The following is a 21,668-nucleotide window of genomic DNA, read 5'->3' as shown; positions in this document are numbered from 1 at the left end:
AATTATGTTCATATCTTTTGAAGGTTTAGATGGTTCTGGTAAAACCACAATTTTAAATAAATTAGTTCATAAATTAAGTCATGAATATCCACATGTCAAATTTATACTTACAAGAGAACCTGGTGGAAAAAATGTTCCAGAAGCAGAAAAACTTAGATCAATTATTTTAGATCCAGAAACAAAAATTTCGCATGTTTCAGAGGCTCTTCTTTACTCAGCGAGTCGGAGAATGCATCTTGAAAAAGTGATTTGACCTGCTATTGAACGTGGAGAAATTGTACTTTGTGATCGTTATGTTGATAGTTTTTATGCTTATCAAGGTTTTGCACGTAAATTAGGATATGAATACACAAAACAAATGACTGAATTAGTGATTGATGGTACAATGCCAGATATTACTATTTTCTTTGATATTAATCCTGAGCAATCAAGACAAAGACGAGAAGCAAATCGTCTTGTGGTTGATCGTCTCGAAAATGAAGCATTTAAATTTCATGATGATGTATATCAAGGATATAAATATTTGATTAATGAAGATCCGCAAAGATTTATTGTTATTGATGCAACACAAAGTGCAGAACAAGTTTTTCAAAATGTTTGAAAAGCTCTCTTAGAGAACTCTAAATTTAAGGACTACTGACAAAAACATGCTTAATCTCAAAATTGAAAAAGCAATCAAACAAGCACGAGAAACAAATAAGTTAAACCATTTATATCTTTTAATTGCACAATCAAAATATCAAATCGATCTAGATTTAGCTAATTTTATTTCACTTATTAATCAAACGAATCTTGAAATTAGCTATCAAGATTTAAGAAATAATAATCTACCAAGCAATATTTCTTTTTTAGATGGTTCTAAAGATGATATTTTCAAAGAAAATCTTGAAAATATTCTTAGTAAGATTTACTTTACATCAAATAATCTTGATGCTAATTCACAAAAAATTATTGTGATTAAAAACATTGAAAACGCTTCAAACATAGCTTTAAATGCAATTTTAAAAACAATTGAAGAACCAACTAATAATGTTCAAATTGTTTTAACAACAAATCATTTTAATCAAGTTTTACCAACTATTACTTCTCGTGCACAAAAAATTCCAATCACACCTGAAAGCCCACGTAATTTATATGCTAATTTCATTAGAAACGGAATTTTAGAACCATTTGCAGAGATTGCTTGCTATTTAGCTGGAGAACTTTTCACGGCTAAAGAATATAGCAAAGATGAATATATTGATTTGTTCAATAATTTATCAATTGCTTTTGTTGAATCAATTAAACGCAACAAAACATTTTTATATGCTTTTTTAACAGAACATTTAGTTAAAGAAAATCCTCAAAACAAAGATTTTTTAATAAGTGCAATTAAACTTATTATTGAAGGACATTTTAAGTTAAAAAACGCAACTCTAAAAAATAAGTATGTAAGTCGTATAATTCAAATTAGTGAAAAACTTAATGAACATTTCCCAAATTTAATCAATTTTTTAGCTGATTTAAATCATTTTGAGTCTAGTCTTGCTCAAAATGCTAACTTTAATTTACAAAAAGAAACTTTACTAATTAAATTAATGGAGTATTATGAATAAATTGTATGTTGTAGGGACTCCAATTGGAAACCTTGAAGATATTACTCTGAGAGCTTTAAGAATTTTAAAAGAAGTAAATTATATTGCTTGCGAAGATACAAGAGTAACTCGTAAATTACTTGGTTTATATGAAATTCAGGATAAAAAATTATTAACTTATAATAACTTTACTGAGAAAAATTCTGCTAAGGGTCTTTTAAAAATTTTGGAGCAAGGAGAAAACTTAGCAGTTGTATCCGATGCAGGAATGCCGGTAATGAGCGATCCTGGTTTTGAAATTATTAAACAAGCTCGCTTAGCAGGATATGAGATCGAAATTATCCCTGGTGTTAATGCGGCAGTGACAGCTTTTGTTGGTTCTAGCTTTAATACTACTTTTACTTTTATGGGGTTCATGAAAGATAAAAGTCAACAACGTTTAAATTCATTTGAAAATTTACAAGTTGGAACTTATGTTTACTATGTTTCTCCTCATAAATTGATTAATTCACTCCAAGATCTTGAAACCTTTTTTCAAGATCAAGTTCAAATTTGTTTAGCTAAAGAACTAACTAAGATGCATGAAACTTGATTTTTTGGTACTCCCAAAGAAATTCTGGAACAACTTCAGGAAGTTAGCGTGAAAGGTGAATTCACTTTGGTGTTAAATTTACCAAAAGTTAAACGAGTAAAAGTTTCAAAATACGCCAAAAATAGTTAAAAAGATAGCGATAAGCTATCTTTTATTATTTTTTCATATTAACAATAAAATCATCTTCAACTGAAAAGTCGACATTAGAATTAATTCAATTTCTTCTTGCAACAACATCATCACCCATTAATGTGCTTACACGTTTTTCAGCTAAAGCTGCATCTTCAAGAGTAGCTCCTGAGTTTCCAAGTTGAGACGCTATAAAAAACGAATACATCTATAAATAAGGTGTATTCGTTTTTTTACATTTAAAATTACACACATAGAATTAACTCATACATGCGATAAAATCTTTATAAATTTTTATATTTTCTTTGTGGTTTTCATCCAAATCATTAATTATTTCTTGTACCACTTTTCCATTTACTTCTTTTTTTGTTATAGTCATTATTCTTAATGAATCCACAAATAAATCTAACGTCACTTTTTGTATTTCTCCATTGATTTCATAATATTTCTTTAATTTATAAAGACAGTATTTTAAAACAACAAGAGCAATGAAACATAATAAAAGATGTGCAAGTATATGCTGTTCATTATGAACAAAAACAGGTCTAACTTGTAAAGAAGATTTTAATGTTCTGAAATTTTCTTCTACTTTTCATTGTTTTCTGTAAATTTCATTAGCTTTTTCTGGTGTTAAATCTAAAATATTGGTTTCAATAATGTAAAAACCATCTTCAGATTCTTTTTTCTTAATTTTCTCTCAATTTAATTTACCCACTGTTTTGCCATCAATGTCCATGTATTTCTTTTTATATTCTGGAACTAAAGAACTAAGTGGGAGTTCTCCATTTACAGTTTTCTTATTCAATTTATCAATAAAATTATTTCTTTTTAATTTATCTAAAGTCTTTTTCCCAGGACTGAAAAACACACATCATTTTCTGTATTTACCATTAAATCTATTTTTGTTTCAAACAGATTCAACAATTTGTTCTTTCCAAAACATTTCATCTCTAAAAACATAATGTTTGTCCTCAAGAATGAATTTTTTCATCCCAATACTTAATGTATCTAATCTTTTTTGGAATATATATTTAATTCCTTTTTGTTCTAGGAAACGTAAGTTTGCATTGTTATTTATTCCACGATCTGCAACTATTATAATATCCTTTATTTTATAGATTGATTGAAGTTCTAAAACGAAGGATAACATTGTTTTACCATCAGCCGTGTTACCTGGGAACACTTTATAGTGTATTGGTATTCCGTTTTCATCTACAGCCATTGCTATGACTACTTGATCTTCATTGTGTTTTCCGTCTTTTGAAAAACCGTTTTTTCTTATTCCTTCTCTTGTAAAGCTTTCAAAATAAACTGTTGTGTTATCGAAGTGAAAAACTTTATTATTACGATTTGTGAATTCATTTATTTTTTGAAATAAATTGACTAAAACAGAATTCTTATTTTCGAAAATAACATCAAGATAGTTATATATTGATGATTTTTTAACATTAATATCATTTATAAAATCACTTTTATTTTTATATTGTGACATATAGCTTCTTGGAAGGATAATTCTAGTTGCTATGAAAAATTCCAAAACCTCTTCTAACGATTTATGTTTACTTTTTGGTAATGCCGAAAATAAATCTAATTCTTTAATAACTTTATAAATTAAATCAACTCCAATATTTTGGATACTTGTTTTTACAGAAGTAGGTTTTAATAATTTAAAAAACTCTTCTTTTGCAACAGTTTTATCTAAAGATGTATCTACTTTTTTTGCTATTTCTTTTATATCTTCAATTGAAGATAATCCATACTTTTCTTTGATATCTTCTCAGTACCCTAGACCAATCTGATTTCCATAACCTTTTTTAAAACCTTTAGAAATAGCTAAAACTAAATAATATTTTCCATTTTGTTTTTTCTTGCATAAACTGTAACTCATGCTCTTATTATATCATTTTATGTGTGTAATGTAAGTAAAAAAACATTTTTTTCTTTAGGTCATATATCTTTGATATATGTATAAAAAAATAAGCCTAAAAAATAAGCTCAACTTGGAAACTCAGGAGTAAAAGTTTCAAAATACGCCAAAAATAGTTAAAAAGATAGCGATAAGCTATCTTTTATTATTTTTTCATATTAACAATAAAATCATCTTCAACTGAAAAGTCGACATTAGAATTAATTCAATTTCTTCTTGCAACAACATCATCACCCATTAATGTGCTTACACGTTTTTCAGCTAAAGCTGCATCTTCAAGAGTAGCTTTAATTAAAGTACGAGTTTCAGGATTCATGGTTGTATCTCAAAGTTGGTCAGCGTTCATTTCACCAAGTCCTTTGTAACGCTGTAATTCGGTTTGACCTTTTTGAAGTGCAAGAATTTCTTTTAATTCATCATCATCTCAGGCATAAAAAACCTTTTTGCTAGTTTTATTGTGAATTTTATAAAGTGGTGGTAAAGCGATATAAATCATTCCATTTTCAATTAATGGCTTCATGAAACGATAAAAGAAAGTTAAAAGTAAAATTTGAATATGAGCTCCGTCGGTGTCAGCATCAGTCATAATTACAACTTTACCATATTGAGCTTTACTAATATCAAAATCCTTACCAAACCCAGCACCAATTGTATTAATAATTGTCCCGATTTCAGTATTTTTTAAAACATCAAGTAATTTGGATTTTTCGACATTAATAACTTTCCCTCTTAGTGGTAAAATTGCTTGTGTTCTACGGTCACGACCACTTTTAGCACTCCCGCCAGCTGAATCTCCCTCGACTAAAAAAAGCTCACGTTCAGAAGGTTTTTTAGATGAAGCAGAAGTTAATTTATCACTTAAAATAACTTTTTCTTTAAGTGCCTTTTTAGATTTACGAGCTTCATCACGACGCTTTCTCTCTTCTTGACGAATTTCATAAGCACGTTTAATTTTTTCTAAAACCTTTTTAGCAGTTTGTTTGTTTTCAGCAATTCATGTTTCAAGATATTTAGAAACAATTTCTTCAACTACACTTTTAGCTTCTGGTGTGCTTAATTTATCTTTTGTTTGTCCGACAAATTCAAGTAAACTTTCAGGAACTTTTAAGGATAAAATGCAAGTTAAACCTTCACGGATGTCATCACCATCGAATGAATTTTTACCTTTCAAAATTCCTTCTTTGATTGCAAAATCATTAAATGTTTTTGTTATTGCTGTTTTAAGTCCGGTTTCATGCGTTCCTCCGTCTTTGGTTTTAACATTATTAACAAAACTAAGAATTAAATCATTATATGAATCAGTTCATTGAAAAGCAAAATTGATTTCAATTTCTTTTTTACTATCAAAATATGATGCTACCGGAGTGAGCTTCACTTTTGATTCGTTTAAAAAATCAACAAAAGCTTCAAGACCATTGTTATGTTGATAAACTTCAACAACATCATTAGCCTCATCTTTGAAGGTTATTTTGAGATTTGAAATTAAAAATGAACTTTCTTTTAAACGCTCTGAAATTTTTGAAAAGCTTAGATGTGCTTTTTTGAAGAAAGAATAGTCAGGTCAAAATTGAACGGTAGTTCCTGTTTTCTTTGACTCCCCAATTTCATGAGTTCGCTCAATTATTTTATCTTGTTCAAATGTTGTTTTAAATAATTTACCATCACGAGCAACAATAACTTCAAGTTTAGTTGAAAGGGCATTAACAACACTGGAACCTACTCCGTGAAGCCCTCCTGATGATTTATAAACATTCCCATTAAATTTTCCACCAGCATGTAGTTCGGTAAAAACAATTTCAACGGCAGTTCGTGTTTGCCCTTTTGCTTTTTGAACAGGTATTCCTCTCCCGTTATCTTTAACAATTACACTACCATCTGCTTTTAAGGTGACATCAATTTGATTAGCAAAACCAGCTAAAGCCTCGTCGATTGCATTATCAACAATTTCTCAGACTAAATGATGTAAACCATTAACATCATTTCCACCAATGTACATTCCAGGACGCTTACGAACTGCTTCGAGCCCTTTTAATTGAGTAATATCTTCTGCTGTATATTTTTGATTCATAGCTTTCTTATTATAAAAGATTTACCAATCTAAAAAAGAATTAAAAAACTAGCCTTGGCTAGTTTCTTATTTTGCTTGTTCAACTTTTTTAACAAAGTCATTATTAGTTGTATCATCAATTTTAGCAAAAAGTGCTTCAAGCTCTTTGCGTTCTTTTCGTGAATAGTCAGGTACAATAACAGAAATTTTAAAGTATAAATCACCAGTTTCACGAGATGTTCTAACACCTTTGCCTTTAAGTTTAACTAATTGGCCATTTTGATAATGTTTTTTTAATTTAACTTTTTCTGGACCATATGGAGTTGGTATTAAAATTGTTTTTTCTAAAGCTAAATCAATGTAAGAAACGGGAATTTGAATGAAAATATTATTCCCTTCTCTTTCGAAGAACTCATGAGGACGAACACGAATTACAATATATAAATCTCCGCTTGGTCCACCTAATTCCCCAGGCCCACCGTAACCTGCTAATTTTAAACGAGTAGAGTTAGAAGCTCCAGCGGGAATGTTAATTTTAGTTCTTTTTTGAACCTTAATATACTTTTGACCATTACATTGTGAACATTTTTTAGTAATAATTTCACCTGTTCCATGACAATTAGAACATTCGACATTAGTCATAGTTTGTCCAAAAATGCTATTAACAACTTTTTGTTCGTAACCTTTACCATGACATTTTTGACATTGTTGAATATCGCTTGGGCTTTCCGCACCTTTACCATTACAATGCAAACAAAGTTCGAATTTAGTAAAATCACGTTCTAATTCAACGCCTTTAATTGCTTCGCTAAAACTAATTTCATAGACTGTTTGATAATCTTCGCCTCGCTGCGGATATTTTTTAGCACGGTTTCTACCTCCGCCAAAACCACCGAATCCGCTAAAGATATTTTCGAAAATATCTTGGAATCCACCAAAGTCTTGGAAACCTTGACCATATCCACCACCAGCTGGACCCTCTGTTCCGAATTGGTCATAATTTTTACGTTTAGTTTCATCAGAAAGAACACTATATGCTTCATTAATTTCTTTCATTTTTTGGTCGCTTGTTCCATCTTTTAAAACATCAGGGTGGTATTTTTTAGCAAGTTTACGATAAGCAGATTTAATTTCTTGTTGACTAGCTGTTTTAGATACACCTAATATTTCATAATAATCTCTTTTATTACTCATAGTATTTTAAATTTTAGCACATTTTATATTAAGTTGCTAAATAAAAGACTAACTTATTATATTTATATTTTTAAATCAAGTTAGTTTTCAAAAAAACCTTCATTGAATAATCAATGAAGGTTATGGCTTATTTTGAAATTATTTATTTAGTTCTTCTTCGATTTTAAGTAATTTTTTAATTGCTTTTGAAACTGCATCATAAGCTGCGGTGCGAGTTGTTGCTAATTCTGCTGCTATTTCAGAATATGAAAGATCTTCTAAAAAGTATAGTTTAAAAACAAATTGCTGACGTTCTGTTAATAATGAACCGTATTTATTGAAAAGGTTAATATATTTCATGACATTTTCAATTGATGATTTTTTATTCATGATTGATTAAATCCTTTGTCATATGATAAATAAAAAGATCAAGATCAAATTCTTGTAAATCATCTAATTTTTCACCAAGTCCAATGTATTTAACATCAAGATTATATTCGTCTTTAATTGATAGAACGATTCCTCCTTTAGAAGTACCGTCCATTTTAGTTAGAATAATTCCAGTTAATTTAGCTATTTCTCCAAATGATTTTGCTTGCATTAGTCCGTTTTGACCTGTTGTTGCATCTAAAACAAGTAATGATTCATGTGGAGCGTCCGGAATAAATTTACGAATTACTCCAACCATTTTTTCTAATTCTTTCATTAAGTTGACTTTATTTTGAAGTCTACCTGCTGTATCGATGATAATTAAGTCGTACTTTTCTGTAGTTCCCTTTTCCATTGCTTGATAAATAACGGCCGAAGGATCTTGACCCTCTGTTTTTGGTTTAACTATCTCGGCTCCAATTCTTTCGGCTCAAACTCCAAGTTGATTAACGGCACCTGCACGGAAAGTATCAGCTGCTGCAATTAATACTTTTTTACCTTCTTTAATATATTTGTTTGCAATTTTAGCGATTGAAGTTGTTTTGCCGCTTCCGTTAACACCCACAAAAATAAAAACATTAGTGCGATCGTTTGCGAAATTTAAATTAGTATTAATGATTGAATTATTCGCATAGATGACAAACATTTGATCAGCAACTATTTCTCCAATTAATTTCGGATCATCGATGTTGTTTGTTTTAACTTCCATTTTGATTTTTTCTATAATTAAATCAACTAGTGAGGCATTAATATCAGATATAATTAATAGTTCTTCTAAATCTTCAAAGAAATCTTCATCAATTTGATTGTGAGCATTTTGAATTTCTAAAAGTTTTTTACCAAAGTTGGAACTATTTGTTAAACCAGTTTGATATTTTTGAAATTTATCACTATTAATAATCTCTTTTTGTTTTTCTTTTTCAAATTCCTTTTCAAGAACTTCGATATCTTTATCTTTTTTAAAGACTTTATCTATTAATTTTTTAAAAAATTTCATGTTTATATTTTACTTTTTATTTGTCTAGATTGAATATATATTTTTAGCTTCTTATTTATTATTTATATAAGTATTTTATTTTTGACAAAAATTCACTAATTAAAATGCTTGCAAAAATTTGTTATTTGTTATAATTATTTTGCTTTTACATAACTATAAATTTGTTAGCTAATAAAATTTAAAGAAAGGATGTGAAAATGGCAAGAAGAGACGTCTTAACAGGAAAAGGTCCACAATCAGGTAATAAACGTTCACACGCTATGAATGCCTCAAAGAGAAAATTTAATGTTAACTTACAAAAAGTAAGAATTACATTAAATGGTCGTAGCCAAACATTAAGAGTTAGTGCAAAAACTTTAAAAACTCTTAAAACAAAAGGTTTTATTTAATAATATATAAAATAAGAAGTTGCCTTGATCAAGCAGCTTCTTATTTTATATTTATTATATTTATCATTTTAGAGGATTCTTATATATTTTTAATAATGATTTTAGTATCTAAATTATTTAGCAAATAAAAATTAAAAAAATTAAAAAATTTTTTGGATTTCTTTTTTGCTTTGTTATAATAATTTAGCAACTTATTTAGATACAAGTTGTTGATTAAAAAAATTAAAAAAAATATTTGTGAAATTAAAACTTTTATGTATAATATTGAAGCAAACATTTTTGAATAAAGTTCTTTGAAAACTAGATATATACAATACATGACAGTCAATTTTTTCGAGAGTTTGATCCTGGCTCAGGATGAACGCTGGCTGTGTGCCTAATACATGCATGTCGAGCGGAGTTCTTCGGAACTTAGCGGCGAATGGGTGAGTAACACGTACTTAACGTGCCCACTAGATTGGAATAACGCTGAGAAATTAGCGCTAATGCCGGATACTTATTAATTTCGCATGAAGTTAATATAAAAGGAGCAATTGCTTCACTAGTGGATCGGGGTGCGTAACATTAGCTAGTTGGTAAGGTAATGGCTTACCAAGGCGATGATGTTTAGCGGGGTTGAGAGACTGATCCGCCACACTGGGACTGAGATACGGCCCAGACTCCTACGGGAGGCAGCAGTAGGGAATTTTCCACAATGGACGAAAGTCTGATGGAGCGACACAGCGTGCAGGATGAAGGCCTTCGGGTTGTAAACTGCTGTTATAAGGGAAGAAAAAACAAAGGAGTGGAAAGCCTTTGTCTTGACGGTACCTTGTCAGAAAGCAACGGCTAACTATGTGCCAGCAGCCGCGGTAATACATAGGTTGCAAGCGTTATCCGGAATTATTGGGCGTAAAGCGTCTGTAGGTTGTGTGTTAAGTCTGACGTCAAAACTTGGGGCTCAACCCCAAATCGCGTTGGATACTGGCACGCTAGAATTGTGTAGAGGTTAGCGGAATTCCTAGTGAAGCGGTGAAATGCGTAGATATTAGGAAGAACATCAACATGGCGAAGGCAGCTAACTGGGCACATATTGACACTGAGAGACGAAAGCGTGGGGAGCAAACAGGATTAGATACCCTGGTAGTCCACGCCGTAAACGATGATGATTAGCTGATGGAGACCATCGGCGCAGCTAACGCATTAAATCATCCGCCTGAGTAGTATGCACGCAAGTGTGAAACTTAAAGGAATTGACGGGGATCCGCACAAGCGGTGGAGCATGTGGTTTAATTTGAAGATACGCGTAGAACCTTACCCACTCTTGACATCTTCCGCAAAGCTATAGAGATATAGTCGAGGTTAACGGAATGACAGATGGTGTATGGTTGTCGTCAGCTCGTGTCGTGAGATGTTCGGTTAAGTCCTGCAACGAGCGCAACCCTTGTCCTTAGTTAGATGATCTAAGGAGACTGCCCGAGTAATTGGGAGGAAGGTGGGGACGACGTCAAATCATCATGCCTCTTACGAGTGGGGCCACACACGTGCTACAATGGACGGTACAAAGAGAAGCAAAACGGCGACGTCAAGCAAATCTCAAAAAACCGTTCTCAGTTCGGATTGTAGTCTGCAACTCGACTACATGAAGTCGGAATCGCTAGTAATCGTAGATCAGCTACGCTACGGTGAATACGTTCTCGGGTCTTGTACACACCGCCCGTCACACCATGGGAGCTGGTAATGCCCGAAGTCGGTTTTGTTAACTACGGAAACAACCGCCTAAGGCAGGACTGGTGACTGGGGTGAAGTCGTAACAAGGTATCCCTACGAGAACGTGGGGATGGATTACCTCCTTTCTACGGAGTACATTACCTATCTAATAGGATACTTAAAGACTATTTTTATTAAAATAATTAATAATTGTTACAATGACACATGTACTATGTTAATAGTCCATAGATATATCTAGTTTTGAGAGAACTTTCTCTCTTGTTCTTTGAAAACTGAATAGTAAAGATATTACAACGACATCAAATAAATAAATTAAATTGGTTAATTTGTTTTGATTGATACCGAGTAATTATTACAATGTAATAATTTATTGAAATGTCTTTGAATATACATCAACAATAGGTCGAATATTGTCAACTTTTAAATAAGTAAGAGTTTGTGGTGGATGCCTTGGGTCTGGAAGTCGATGAAGGACGTGATTACCTGCGATAAGCCTCGTGGAGCTGGATATAAGCTACGAAGCGGGGATTTCCGAATGGGGAAACCTAACTAGAGTAATTTCTAGTTGCTATACGATGAATAAAATAGTCGTATTTGCGAGACACGTTGTGAACTGAAACATCTTAGTAGCAACAGGAAGAGAAAATAAAAAATGATTCCATTAGTAGCGGCGAGCGAAAGTGGAAGAGCCCAAACCAACATTAGTTGGGGTTGTAGGACTATCTACATGAAGTTACAAATCTTTGTTATAGCAGAATTAGTTGGGAAACTAAAGCATAGAGGGTGATACTCCCGTATGCGAAATGGCAAGGACTTCTGATAGTATCCTGAGTAGGGCGGGGCACGTGAAACCCTGTCTGAATCTGCCGGGACCATCCGGTAAGGCTAAATACTAACCAGACACCGATAGTGAACTAGTACCGTGAGGGAAAGGTGAAAAGAACCCCGGGAGGGGAGTGAAATAGAATCTGAAACCGCTTACTTACAATTAGTCAGAGCTCGTTAATGAGTGATGGCGTACATCTTGCAGTATGGACCGGCGAGTTATGTTAACATGCGAGGTTAAGTGGAGAAAAACGGAGCCGTAGAGAAATCGAGTCTTAATAGGGCGTTTAGTATGTTGACATATACCCGAAACCATGTGATCTATCCATGAGCAGGTTGAAGCTTGGTTAACCCCAAGTGGAGGACCGAACCGTAGTACGCTGAAAAGTGCCCGGATGACTTGTGGATAGTGGAGAAATTCCAATCGAACTTGGAGATAGCTGGTTCTCCTCGAAATAGCTTTAGGGCTAGCGTCTGATGTTAAACTTTGGTGGTAGAGCACTGAATATGGAATGGCCGCGCCTAGCGGTACTGACTATAATCAAACTCCGAATACCATTGTGTATTATCAGGCAGTCGGAACCGGGGTGCTAACGTCCCGGCTCGCGAGGGCAACAACCCAGATCGTCAGCTAAGGTCCCAAAATCATGTTAAGTCAGAAAGGTTGTGTGATTTCATAAACAACTAGGAGGTTGGCTTAGAAGCAGCCACCCTTTAAAGAGTGCGTAATAGCTCACTAGTCAAGAGATCATGCGCCAATAATGTAACGGGAGTAAAACATGATACCGAAGCTACGGGTACGAAAGTACGTTAGAGGAGCGTTCTAAGTGCGGCGAAGTCAGACCGTGAGGACTGGTGGAGCGCTTAGAAGTGAGAATGCCGGTATGAGTAACGATTTGAGGTGAGAATCCTCAACGCCTATTGGGAAAGGTTTCCTGGGGAAGGTTCGTCCACCCAGGGTTAGTCAGGACCTAAGCAGAGGCTGAAAAGCGTATGCGATGGACAACAGGTTAATATTCCTGTACTACCTATTATTAGTGATGGAGTGACGGAGAAGGATAGCATTACCCATTAATGGATTTGGGGGTAAGTAGCGACTGGTGAGTATAGTTAAATGCGTACTCTATAACCGGAATCTACGATGCATAGGAACTTCGGTTTTGAATTATGTGATTTCATGCTTCCAAGAAAAGCTTCTAAACGTTTAAAATAATTGGTACCTGTACCGAGAACGGACACACGTTCCCAAGATGAGTATTCTAAGGCGCGCGAGAAAACCATCGTTAAGGAACTCTGCAAAATGACCCCGTAAGTTCGCGAGAAGGGGCGCCAACTTAAAGTTGGCCACAGTAAATTGTGAGGGGCAACTGTTTATCAAAAACACAGCTCTCTGCTAAACCGCAAGGTGATGTATAGGGGGTGAAGCCTGCCCAGTGCCCGAAGGTTAAGTGGATGCGTTAGCTTTATGCGAAGCGTTGAAATGAAGCCCGGGTGAACGGCGGCCGTAACTATAACGGTCCTAAGGTAGCGAAATTCCTTGTCGGCTAAATACTGACCTGCACGAAAGGCGCAATGATCTCTCAACTGTCTCAACGATGGACTCGGTGAAATTATGGTCCCAGTGAAAACGCTGGGTACCCGCATCAAGACGAAAAGACCCCATGGAGCTTTACTACAACTTCGTATTGGAACTTGGCCTAACATGTGTAGGATAGGTGGGAGACTTTGAAGTCAAGGCGCTAGCCTTGATGGAGTCGACCTTGAAATACCACCCTTGGTATGTTGAGTTTCTAACCTGCCGCCGTTATCCGGTGGGGGGACAGTGCGTGGTGGGTAGTTTGACTGGGGCGGTCGCCTCCTAAAAGGTAACGGAGGCGTTCAAAGGTACACTCAATACGGTCAGAAACCGTATGTAGAGCGCAAAGGTAGAAGTGTGCTTGACTGCGAGACCTACAAGTCGAGCAGGTGCGAAAGCAGGACTTAGTGATCCGGCTGTACGTCATGGAACGGCAGTCGCTCAACGGATAAAAGTTACCCTGGGGATAACAGGCTTATCTTGCCCAAGAGATCACATCGACGGCAAGGTTTGGCACCTCGATGTCGGCTCATCGCATCCTGGAGCTGGAGTCGGTTCCAAGGGTTTGGCTGTTCGCCAATTAAAGCGGTACGCGAGCTGGGTTCAGAACGTCGTGAGACAGTTCGGTCCCTATCTGATGTGGGCGTTGGAATATTGATGAGAGCTGCTCTTAGTACGAGAGGACCGGAGTGGACGTACCGCTGGTGTTCCAGTTGTTCCGCCAGGAGCATAGCTGGGTAGCTAAGTACGGAAAGGATAACCGCTGAAAGCATCTAAGCGGGAAGCCTCCTCAGAGATAAGTATTCCCTTGAAATTCCTTGTAGACGACGAGGTTGATAGGATGGAAGTGTACGTGTAGCAATACATTTAGCTGACCATTACTAATAAATTGATAGGTTTAAAAGTTAGGATGTATATTTAGACATTTTAATGAATTATTATTTACTATTCAGTTTTGAAAGAACTTCACCCAAGAGGGTGTTTTTTTTTTTTTTTTTTTGATTTTGTTTTTTTAAATATAATATTGGTGAAATAATTAAAAACTATATTAAAAGGAGAAAAAATAAAAAATAAAAAATTTTTTATTAATACCTATTTTATTAGGTTCAATATTTGCATTTTCAAGTGCAAAATATACTAATATAACAAATATCAGCTTTTTAAATCAACTTGATGAAAATTTAACTTTAAATGGAGCAGGTACTTTTGATTATTCTAAATTGCAAAATGCATTTGGATCTTTAGTATATATGAAAATTGTAGATAAAAATAAACTTTTAAAAGCTGGACAAGAAATACATTTAAATAATAATGAATATGTAATTAGCAAAAAATTTGTAAAAAAAGGCAGAACAATTAGAGGTGCAATTGCTTGAGAGTCTAATTTTGTAAATTCTAAGGAATTTATACATAATTTTGATCTTTTATTAAAAGATTCTAGTGGAAATATTGTTTTTTCTTCTAATTCTTCTAATAAAAATATAGAATACATAAAATTCATTACTAAAAAAGATGACACTTATACATGAATTTTAAGAAATTCAGAAAACAATAAAATAAATCCTGAAGGAATAGAAATTGCTTTCACCGAAACAGAAGGAGATAGATAAAATGAAAAAGAATTATTTAATTAACATTTTCTTTGTTATATTTTTCCTGCGTTTCCAAGTTGTAATGAAGAAAAAAACGAATACACCTACAAATAAGGCGTATTCGTTTTTTGTACTTTTAAATTACAATGATAGACCATCCACTGCATATTGAAAATCACTATATATTTTGTTTAATTCCTTATGTTCTGGGTCTAAATTATTCTTGATTTCACTTACAACTTTACCATTCACAGTCTTTGTTGTGATTGTTATAAGTTTCAATGCATCTATAAACATATTCATTGTGAGTTTTTGGATCTCTCCATTATCTTTATAAAATTTCTTTAATTTATAAATGCAATATTTCAAAACAATTAGAGATAAAAAGCATAAAAATACATGAGATTGAATATGCTCGTCTTTATAAACGTACATCGGCCTAACTTCGATTGCTGATTTTAAGGTTCTGAAACCTTCTTCCACTTTTCATTGTCCCTTATATATTTCATTCGCTTCTTTTGAATCTATGTTTGTTATGTTGGTTTCAATCATATAAAAGCCATCTTCATTAGCTACTTTTTTAATTTTTTCGATATTTAATCTTCCGACTGTTTTACCATCTACATCCATATACTTTTTCTTATATTCAGGAACCAAAGCACTTAATGGCAATTCACCGTTAATAGACTTTTTCTCCAATTTATTAATAAGATTTTGTCTTTTTATTTTGTCTAAAGTTTGTTTTGAAGGGCTAAAATAGACAAATTGTTTTCTAAAAGTATCGCTATATCTTTTTTTATTTTTGTTTTTAGCTCAAACAGATTGGACGAATCTAGATTTAGTAAAATAATCATTTTCTTGAACAAACCCTTGATCATTTACTATAAATGCTTTATCTTCTTTTCCAAGAATATCAATACGTTTCTGTACTATATATTTATATCCTTTTTGTTCTAAATATCTTAAATTTGCATTTTGACTAATACCTTTATCAGCAACTATTATTGTGTCTTTTGTTTTGTAAATTCTTTGCATTTCAATTAAAAATTTCACAAGAGTTTTAGAATCTCCAGTATTTCCTTCGAAGACTTTATAGTGAAAAGGAATACCATTATTATCAACTGCCATAGCCACAACAATTTGATCTTCATCATGCTTTCCATCTTTAGAAAAACCTCTTTGTCTCAAACCATCTCTTGAAAAACTTTGAAAATAAACAGTTGTATTATCAAAATGCATTAATTTTGTGTTTCTAGTTGTCAATTCTTGCATTTTGTTATAAATATTGACTAAAATTGTATTTTTATATTCTAAAAAAGTATCAAAATAGTTATAAATTGAAGATTTTTTTACATCTATCTTATGTAAAAAATCATTTTTGTTTTTGTATTGACAAATATAACTTCTTGGTTGAATTATTCTTGTTGCAACAATAAATTCTAATACTTCTTCTAAAGATTTGTGTTTAGTTTTAGGTAATCCTTTAAATAAATCTAGTTCTTTAATTACTTTATAAATAAGTTCAATACCAACGTTTTTTACATTTGTTTCGACAGATGTTGGGTTAAGTAATTGGAAAAATTTGGTTTTAACTTCAATTTTATCTTCTCCAACAGGAACCAATCTAGCAATTGGTTTTAAATCATCGATGTTTTGCAGAGAATATTTTTCTTTAATTTCTTCTCAATAACCTAATCCAACTAAATTCCCAATCCCTTTACCGTATCCTTTTGATATTCCTAATGCAATGTAAATCCCTTTTGGGTTTTTTCTTTTATACAAAATGTAGTTGCTCATATTTATATTATACATTATTATCATTGTAATCATTGTAAAAAATTAAAATAATTAAAAATTGTACTTATATACTATGTATATAAGTAATAAGGTAAAAGGTATAAAAAAGAGCTTCCAACTTGGAAACTCAGGAATTATTTAATTAACATTTTCTTTGTTATATTTTTCATTTTGATTTTTGCTTTATTTCCTCTTTTAGTCTTTTTTATTTTTAAAGTTGAAAACAAATGATTAAATATAGCTACTTTTTCTTTATTTCTTATTTCATTCTTAAGTTTTTGATATTTATTTATATTGAAATTATCTTTTCTTAAAGATAATAAGTTAAAGAGAAATTTCGAAAATTTATTAATAACACCTTTTTACGATAGAGATCTTATTTTTTTAAGAAAGAAGAGAATAATTTTTTGAGCAATATTACTTTTTATTTTATTCTTTATTGGTTCTTGTCTAATAAGTCTTTGTTATTTTTATGTTTCAAATTTTACACATCCCACATGTCCTTGGGTAGTTCCGATGTCTTTGGAATTTACAGAAAACCCCCCTCTCCCTTGTCCCTCTCATATAAATATAAAAGCTACAGACACTTTTGTCTATAAAATCATTTTTGTTTTTGGTTGATCATTCTTTATTAGTTCTTTAGTTGTCACTTCTTTTATATTTATTTTATGGATAATCCAAAATCGAAAAAACAATGAAACATCAGAATCTCTTTTTGTTAGTTAAACTTCAAAAATACAGAAATTAATCTGTATTTTTTTTGAAATATATTTTTAGGATTAAAAAAATATAAAAATATTTTTGAGATTCTTTTTTCGTGTTATAATAATTACACGAAACACACAATTTTAATTTAATAGAATTGTATTCGTAAATTTTTAAAATAGTGTATAATAATATAGCCTAGAAAGTAGGCTTGTGGAGAAGTAGCTCAGCTTGGTAGAGCACTACATTTGGGCTGTAGTGGTCGCAGGTTCAAATCCTGTCTTCTTCACCATTTAATGGGGGGTTAGCTCATTTGGCTAGAGCGCCTGCCTTGCACGCAGGAGGTGGTGGGTTCGAATCCCATACTCTCCACCATTATGGCACTGTAGCTCAGTTGGTTAGAGCATCCGGTTCATACCCGGAAGGTCAAGAGTTCGACTCTCTTCGGTGCTACCAACAAATTATTTTAGAAATTTAATCTATTATTTTTTCAAGTGAGCGGACCTATAGCTCAACGGTTAGAGCAACCGGCTCATAACCGGTCGGTTACAGGTTCGAATCCTGTTGGGTCCACCATGGGTGATTACCCAAGAGGCTGAAGGGACTAGTCTTGAAAACTAGCAGGGGCTTCACGGCCCGCGGGGGTTCAAATCCCTCATCACCCGCCATGAAATCATAACAGGTACTTGAATAATAGATAAACATAGCGGAGTGGAGCAGTCGGCAGCTCGTCGGGCTCATAACCCGAAGGTCGTAGGTTCAAGTCCTGCCTCCGCAACCAAATGGTCCAGTGGTAAAGTGGTTTAATACGCCTCCCTGTCACGGAGGAGAACGCGGGTTCGATCCCCGTCTGGACCGCCATTATGGCCCTGTAGCTCAGTTGGTAGAGCAACAGATTGAAGCTCTGTGTGTCGCTGGTTCGATTCCTGCCGGGGCCACCATATAAAATTACTCTATTTTGTTAGCTACTTGTTGTTAATAAAATAGAGTAATTTTTTTATTTTTTATATAATTATAAAAATGTTAAAGAAAAGAAAAATTAAATTTTTATTTGGGATAGTAAATACTACATTTTTATTTATTCCTTCTTGTGTTAATACCACTCAAAATAGTATGAAAATTGATACCCTTGAGAAAATGCAATTAGCAACTAAACAATTGGTGAATTTTCAACCTAAAATCAATTTACCTATAAATCAAAGTTTGCAAAATTTTACGATTGATGATTTAATTGCAAATCATTATATTAATTGAAATATCTTTGAACAAGAAGTGATTATAAATGGTAAAAAAGCTAAATTAAATGGTCAACTATTAGAAATAGAATTTACAACAGGGACAAATGAAGCTATTTTTAAGTATCTTTGAACAAGTGAATTTTTAAACGATAAAGTACCTAGAAGATATACATTACAAAATTTAAAAGAATTACCTTATAGCAATGAACCATTTTGTCATTTTGGTCATTGCCATCCCGCAAGCAATCGTCCAACGATTATTATTGTGAAAAATCCAAATATTAAATAGAGGAGAATTATGGATTACAAAAAGACTTTAAATATGCCTAAAACAGGCTTTGATATGCGAGCAAATTTAATTCAAAAAGAACCTAATTTCAGAAAAGCTTGATTAGATAATCAAATTTATAAAAAAGTTCTTGCAAAAAATGCTAATAATACAAGTTTCATTTTACATGATGGTCCACCATACGCCAACGGAAGTATTCATGTTGGTCATGCGATGAATAAAGTTTTAAAAGATATTATCGTAAGATATAAATCTTTAAAAGGTTTTTACTCACCTTTTGTAGCAGGTTGAGATACACATGGTTTACCAATTGAGCACAAAATGCTTTTAGAGGCAAAACTTAGCAAAGATGAATTAACTCCAATCATTTTACGTAAAAAGGCTGCAAAATATGCTTTAAAACAAGTTGAAAATCAAAAGAAAGAATTTGCAACTTTACAATTATTTTCAGATCTTGAAAAAATTTATATTACTCTTGACAAAAATTATGAAGCAAAACAACTTGAAGTTTTCAAAAAAATGGTTTTAGATGGTCTTGTTTACAAAGGTCTTAAACCAGTTTATTGATCTCCAAGTAGTCAAAGTGCTCTTGCAGAAGCAGAAGTAGAATATCAAGATGTAGTCAGTCCTTCAATTTATGTTGCTTTTGAAGTGGCTAATTCAAAATTTGATAAGCTTCAAAAAGGGGATAAATTAATTATTTGAACCACAACACCTTGAACTTTAATTGCTAATGCCGGAGTTGCTTTAGGTGAGAATTTGGAATATTTAATTGTTGAAGTTAATGCTCAAAGATATGTATTGGCTGGTGATTTATTTGAACAAGTGAAAACAAAATTAGCTTGAGAAAATCCAATTATTCTCGATACATTTTTTGGAAAAGATTTACACGATGTTAATTATTACACACCAATCACACATCTTGAAGCACCTGTTGTTTTAGGACACCATGTTACATCTGAAAGCGGAACAGGTTTAGTCCATATTGCTCCTTTATTTGGTGAAGATGACTTTCAAATCGGTCTTAAACATAAACTAAACATGATTATGCATATTAGTGATACAGGTTTTGTTGAAAATTCAAATACTCAATTTGACGGTCTTTTTTATGAAGATGCTAATAAACCTATTTCAGAATTTTTAGGAACAAATATGTTGCATTTTGAGCGTTTTAAACACTCATATCCACATGATTGAAGAACTCACAAACCAATTATTTTCCGTGGAACACCACAATGATTTGTATCAATTGATCAAATTAGAAGTAAGATTTTAGAACAAATTGAATCAAACGTAACAACTTACCCAGAATGAGCAAAAGCACGTTTATTACAAATGATTGAAAATCGTCATGATTGAACTATTTCACGTCAAAGAACTTGAGGTGTACCAATTATCATTTTCTATGATCAAGATAAAAATCCAGTTATTAAAGAAGAAATTTTTGATTATGTAATAAACTTAGTTCAACAATATGGAACAGATATTTGATGAGAAAAAGAAACAGATGAACTTTTACCAGAAGCTTATCGAAACTTAGGTTACACACGTGAAATGGATATTATGGACGTTTGATTTGACTCAGGTGTATCGTCAATTGCTGTTGATATTGATCCAAAATTAGAATCACCATATGATTTATATTTAGAAGGAGTTGATCAATATCGTGGATGATTTAACTCTTCAATTATTAATTCAGTTGCTTATAAAGGCGTAACCCCATATAAAAACTTAATTTCACACGGATTTACCTTAGACGGTAAAGGTGAAAAAATGTCTAAATCAAAAGGTAATACAATTCTCCCACAAGAAGTTATCTCAAAACGTGGAGCAGACATTTTACGTTTATGAGTTGCAAATAGTGAGTATACAAATGATGTAACAATTTCAGAAGAAATTCTTGATCAAAATACCGAAGTTTATCGTAAACTTCGTAATACAATTAAATTCCTTTTAGGAAATTTAAATGAATATAAATATAATCCTGAGCAACCAAGAACAGGAATTCATGCGTATATTAAAGAAAAACTTAATGAGTTAATTCTTAACGTAACAAAAGCTTATGATGAATATAAATTTATCAATGTTGTGAAATTAATTAATAATTATGTTGTGGATTTATCTAGTTTTTATCTTTCTGTTACAAAAGACATTCTTTATGTACGAGCAACTGATGATTTAGAAAGACAAATGGTTTTAGCTAACCTTTATGAAATTACTGATTTCTTAATTATTGCATTAGCACCTATTTTACCAACCACCGCCGAGGATGCTTATTCATATTTTGCTAAGGAAACTAAATTTGAATCAGTTATGCTTGAAGATTTTCCGAAAGTGCAAACTGTTGATTTTGAACTCATAGCTAGTTATCAAGAATTCTTCGATTTAAGAGATCAAGTTAATATTTTAATTGAAAATCAAATTAAGGAAGGTCTAATTAAGCGTTCAAACGAAGCTAAGGTAACATTAGCAAGTTCTTCTGATCTTTTAACAAATTTAGATCTTAAAACATTATTAATGGTTGGAAAGATTGAACAAGGAAGCTCGCTTGCTGTTTCGAAATTTGATTCACTTAAATGTGAGCGTTGTTGAAATCATTTTGAAGCTAACCAAATTCAAGACAATCTTTGTCCTACATGTTATGAAATTATTCAAAAACTTGAAAATTAATTTTTCGAT

General features: G+C 32.4%; 14 protein-coding genes, 8 tRNA genes and 2 rRNA genes. 17 read left to right on the top strand and 7 right to left on the bottom strand.

The window, feature by feature from the left end:
- The first annotated feature begins 4 nt into the window (after window positions 1–4).
- Genes tmk through rsmI form a run of 3 tightly spaced genes read left to right on the top strand, consistent with a single transcriptional unit; the run spans window position 5 to window position 2,295 of the window.
- Window positions 5–655: a dTMP kinase gene (tmk, locus tag EXC53_RS02065; protein ID WP_119572008.1), complete on the top strand. Its 651-nt coding sequence runs from the start codon at window positions 5–7 to the stop codon at window positions 653–655.
- Entirely contained in the window at window positions 648–1,595 is a 948-nt protein-coding gene (locus EXC53_RS02060) for a hypothetical protein (protein WP_119572009.1), read from the top strand. Before tmk ends, EXC53_RS02060 begins: the two co-directional genes overlap by 8 nt.
- Window positions 1,588–2,295: a 16S rRNA (cytidine(1402)-2'-O)-methyltransferase gene (gene rsmI / locus EXC53_RS02055; protein ID WP_119572010.1), complete on the top strand. Its 708-nt coding sequence runs from the start codon at window positions 1,588–1,590 to the stop codon at window positions 2,293–2,295. Before EXC53_RS02060 ends, rsmI begins: the two co-directional genes overlap by 8 nt.
- Window positions 2,296–2,320: 25 nt before the next feature.
- Here the strand turns inward: rsmI and EXC53_RS02050 are convergent, their stop codons facing one another.
- The 6 genes from EXC53_RS02050 to ftsY all read right to left on the bottom strand — a co-directional run bounded on the left by EXC53_RS02050 (window position 2,321) and on the right by ftsY (window position 8,868).
- Window positions 2,321–2,503: a hypothetical protein gene (locus EXC53_RS02050; RefSeq protein WP_129724640.1), complete on the bottom strand. Its 183-nt coding sequence runs from the start codon at window positions 2,501–2,503 to the stop codon at window positions 2,321–2,323.
- A gap of 51 nt (window positions 2,504–2,554) precedes the next feature.
- The gene (locus EXC53_RS02045) at window positions 2,555–4,183 is read right to left on the bottom strand and encodes an IS1634 family transposase (RefSeq protein ID WP_129724638.1); all 1,629 of its coding nucleotides are present in this window, start codon (window positions 4,181–4,183) and stop codon (window positions 2,555–2,557) included.
- Between the two features lie 184 nt (window positions 4,184–4,367).
- Window positions 4,368–6,290 (bottom strand): DNA topoisomerase IV subunit B, encoded by a 1,923-nt coding sequence (gene parE / locus EXC53_RS02040; RefSeq protein ID WP_129724636.1) that lies wholly within the window; start codon window positions 6,288–6,290, stop codon window positions 4,368–4,370.
- Window positions 6,291–6,356: 66 nt separating this feature from the next.
- The gene (dnaJ, locus tag EXC53_RS02035) at window positions 6,357–7,463 is read right to left on the bottom strand and encodes a molecular chaperone DnaJ (protein ID WP_119572271.1); all 1,107 of its coding nucleotides are present in this window, start codon (window positions 7,461–7,463) and stop codon (window positions 6,357–6,359) included.
- Window positions 7,464–7,601: 138 nt separating this feature from the next.
- The gene (locus EXC53_RS02030) at window positions 7,602–7,832 is read right to left on the bottom strand and encodes a sigma factor-like helix-turn-helix DNA-binding protein (protein WP_119572272.1); all 231 of its coding nucleotides are present in this window, start codon (window positions 7,830–7,832) and stop codon (window positions 7,602–7,604) included.
- A complete protein-coding gene (gene ftsY / locus EXC53_RS02025; RefSeq protein WP_119572273.1) occupies window positions 7,825–8,868 on the bottom strand; it encodes a signal recognition particle-docking protein FtsY in 1,044 nt (347 codons plus the stop codon). Before ftsY ends, EXC53_RS02030 begins: the two co-directional genes overlap by 8 nt.
- Window positions 8,869–9,065: 197 nt before the next feature.
- On the opposite strand from ftsY, the gene rpmB reads away from it, so the two are divergent.
- The 4 genes from rpmB to EXC53_RS02005 all read left to right on the top strand — a co-directional run bounded on the left by rpmB (window position 9,066) and on the right by EXC53_RS02005 (window position 14,978).
- Window positions 9,066–9,257, top strand: a complete 192-nt coding sequence (gene rpmB, locus EXC53_RS02020) for a 50S ribosomal protein L28 (RefSeq protein ID WP_119572274.1) — start codon at window positions 9,066–9,068, stop codon at window positions 9,255–9,257.
- A 329-nt stretch (window positions 9,258–9,586) separates the two neighbouring features.
- A 16S ribosomal RNA gene (locus EXC53_RS02015) occupies window positions 9,587–11,092 on the top strand.
- A 293-nt stretch (window positions 11,093–11,385) separates the two neighbouring features.
- Window positions 11,386–14,274, top strand: a 23S ribosomal RNA gene (locus tag EXC53_RS02010).
- The 16S and 23S rRNA genes sit together here, the layout of an rRNA operon.
- 344 nt (window positions 14,275–14,618) lie before the next feature.
- Complete coding sequence (locus EXC53_RS02005) at window positions 14,619–14,978, top strand: hypothetical protein (protein WP_129724634.1); 360 nt, start codon at window positions 14,619–14,621, stop codon at window positions 14,976–14,978.
- Window positions 14,979–15,101: 123 nt separating this feature from the next.
- On the opposite strand, the gene EXC53_RS02000 is transcribed toward EXC53_RS02005, so the two are convergent.
- Window positions 15,102–16,790 (bottom strand): IS1634 family transposase, encoded by a 1,689-nt coding sequence (locus EXC53_RS02000; RefSeq protein WP_129724600.1) that lies wholly within the window; start codon window positions 16,788–16,790, stop codon window positions 15,102–15,104.
- Between the two features lie 887 nt (window positions 16,791–17,677).
- Between EXC53_RS02000 and EXC53_RS01995 the strand changes: the two genes are divergently transcribed.
- The 10 genes from EXC53_RS01995 to ileS all read left to right on the top strand — a co-directional run bounded on the left by EXC53_RS01995 (window position 17,678) and on the right by ileS (window position 21,659).
- Window positions 17,678–17,754, top strand: a tRNA-Pro gene (locus tag EXC53_RS01995).
- A gap of 6 nt (window positions 17,755–17,760) precedes the next feature.
- Window positions 17,761–17,837: transfer RNA gene (locus tag EXC53_RS01990), tRNA-Ala, on the top strand.
- A gap of 4 nt (window positions 17,838–17,841) precedes the next feature.
- Window positions 17,842–17,918: transfer RNA gene (locus tag EXC53_RS01985), tRNA-Met, on the top strand.
- A 44-nt stretch (window positions 17,919–17,962) separates the two neighbouring features.
- Window positions 17,963–18,038 (top strand) — tRNA-Ile (locus EXC53_RS01980).
- A 1-nt stretch (window position 18,039) separates the two neighbouring features.
- Window positions 18,040–18,130, top strand: a tRNA-Ser gene (locus EXC53_RS01975).
- A gap of 37 nt (window positions 18,131–18,167) precedes the next feature.
- A tRNA-Met gene (locus tag EXC53_RS01970) sits at window positions 18,168–18,243 on the top strand.
- A 3-nt stretch (window positions 18,244–18,246) separates the two neighbouring features.
- Window positions 18,247–18,323 (top strand) — tRNA-Asp (locus EXC53_RS01965).
- A gap of 4 nt (window positions 18,324–18,327) precedes the next feature.
- Window positions 18,328–18,403, top strand: a tRNA-Phe gene (locus EXC53_RS01960).
- Window positions 18,404–18,482: 79 nt separating this feature from the next.
- Window positions 18,483–18,989 (top strand): hypothetical protein, encoded by a 507-nt coding sequence (locus tag EXC53_RS01955; protein WP_119571948.1) that lies wholly within the window; start codon window positions 18,483–18,485, stop codon window positions 18,987–18,989.
- 9 nt (window positions 18,990–18,998) lie between these two features.
- Window positions 18,999–21,659 carry an isoleucine--tRNA ligase gene (gene ileS / locus EXC53_RS01950; RefSeq protein ID WP_119571947.1) on the top strand — a complete coding sequence of 887 codons (2,661 nt, stop codon included), beginning with the start codon at window positions 18,999–19,001 and terminating at the stop codon, window positions 21,657–21,659.
- Window positions 21,660–21,668: the final 9 nt, after the last annotated feature.

Source organism: Mycoplasmopsis gallopavonis, assembly GCF_900660635.1.
Lineage (GTDB): Bacteria > Bacillota_I > Bacilli_A > Mycoplasmatales > Metamycoplasmataceae > Mycoplasmopsis > Mycoplasmopsis gallopavonis.
Note: the sequence above shows the minus strand (reverse complement) of the source record. Positions and strands in the feature narration are given on the sequence as shown.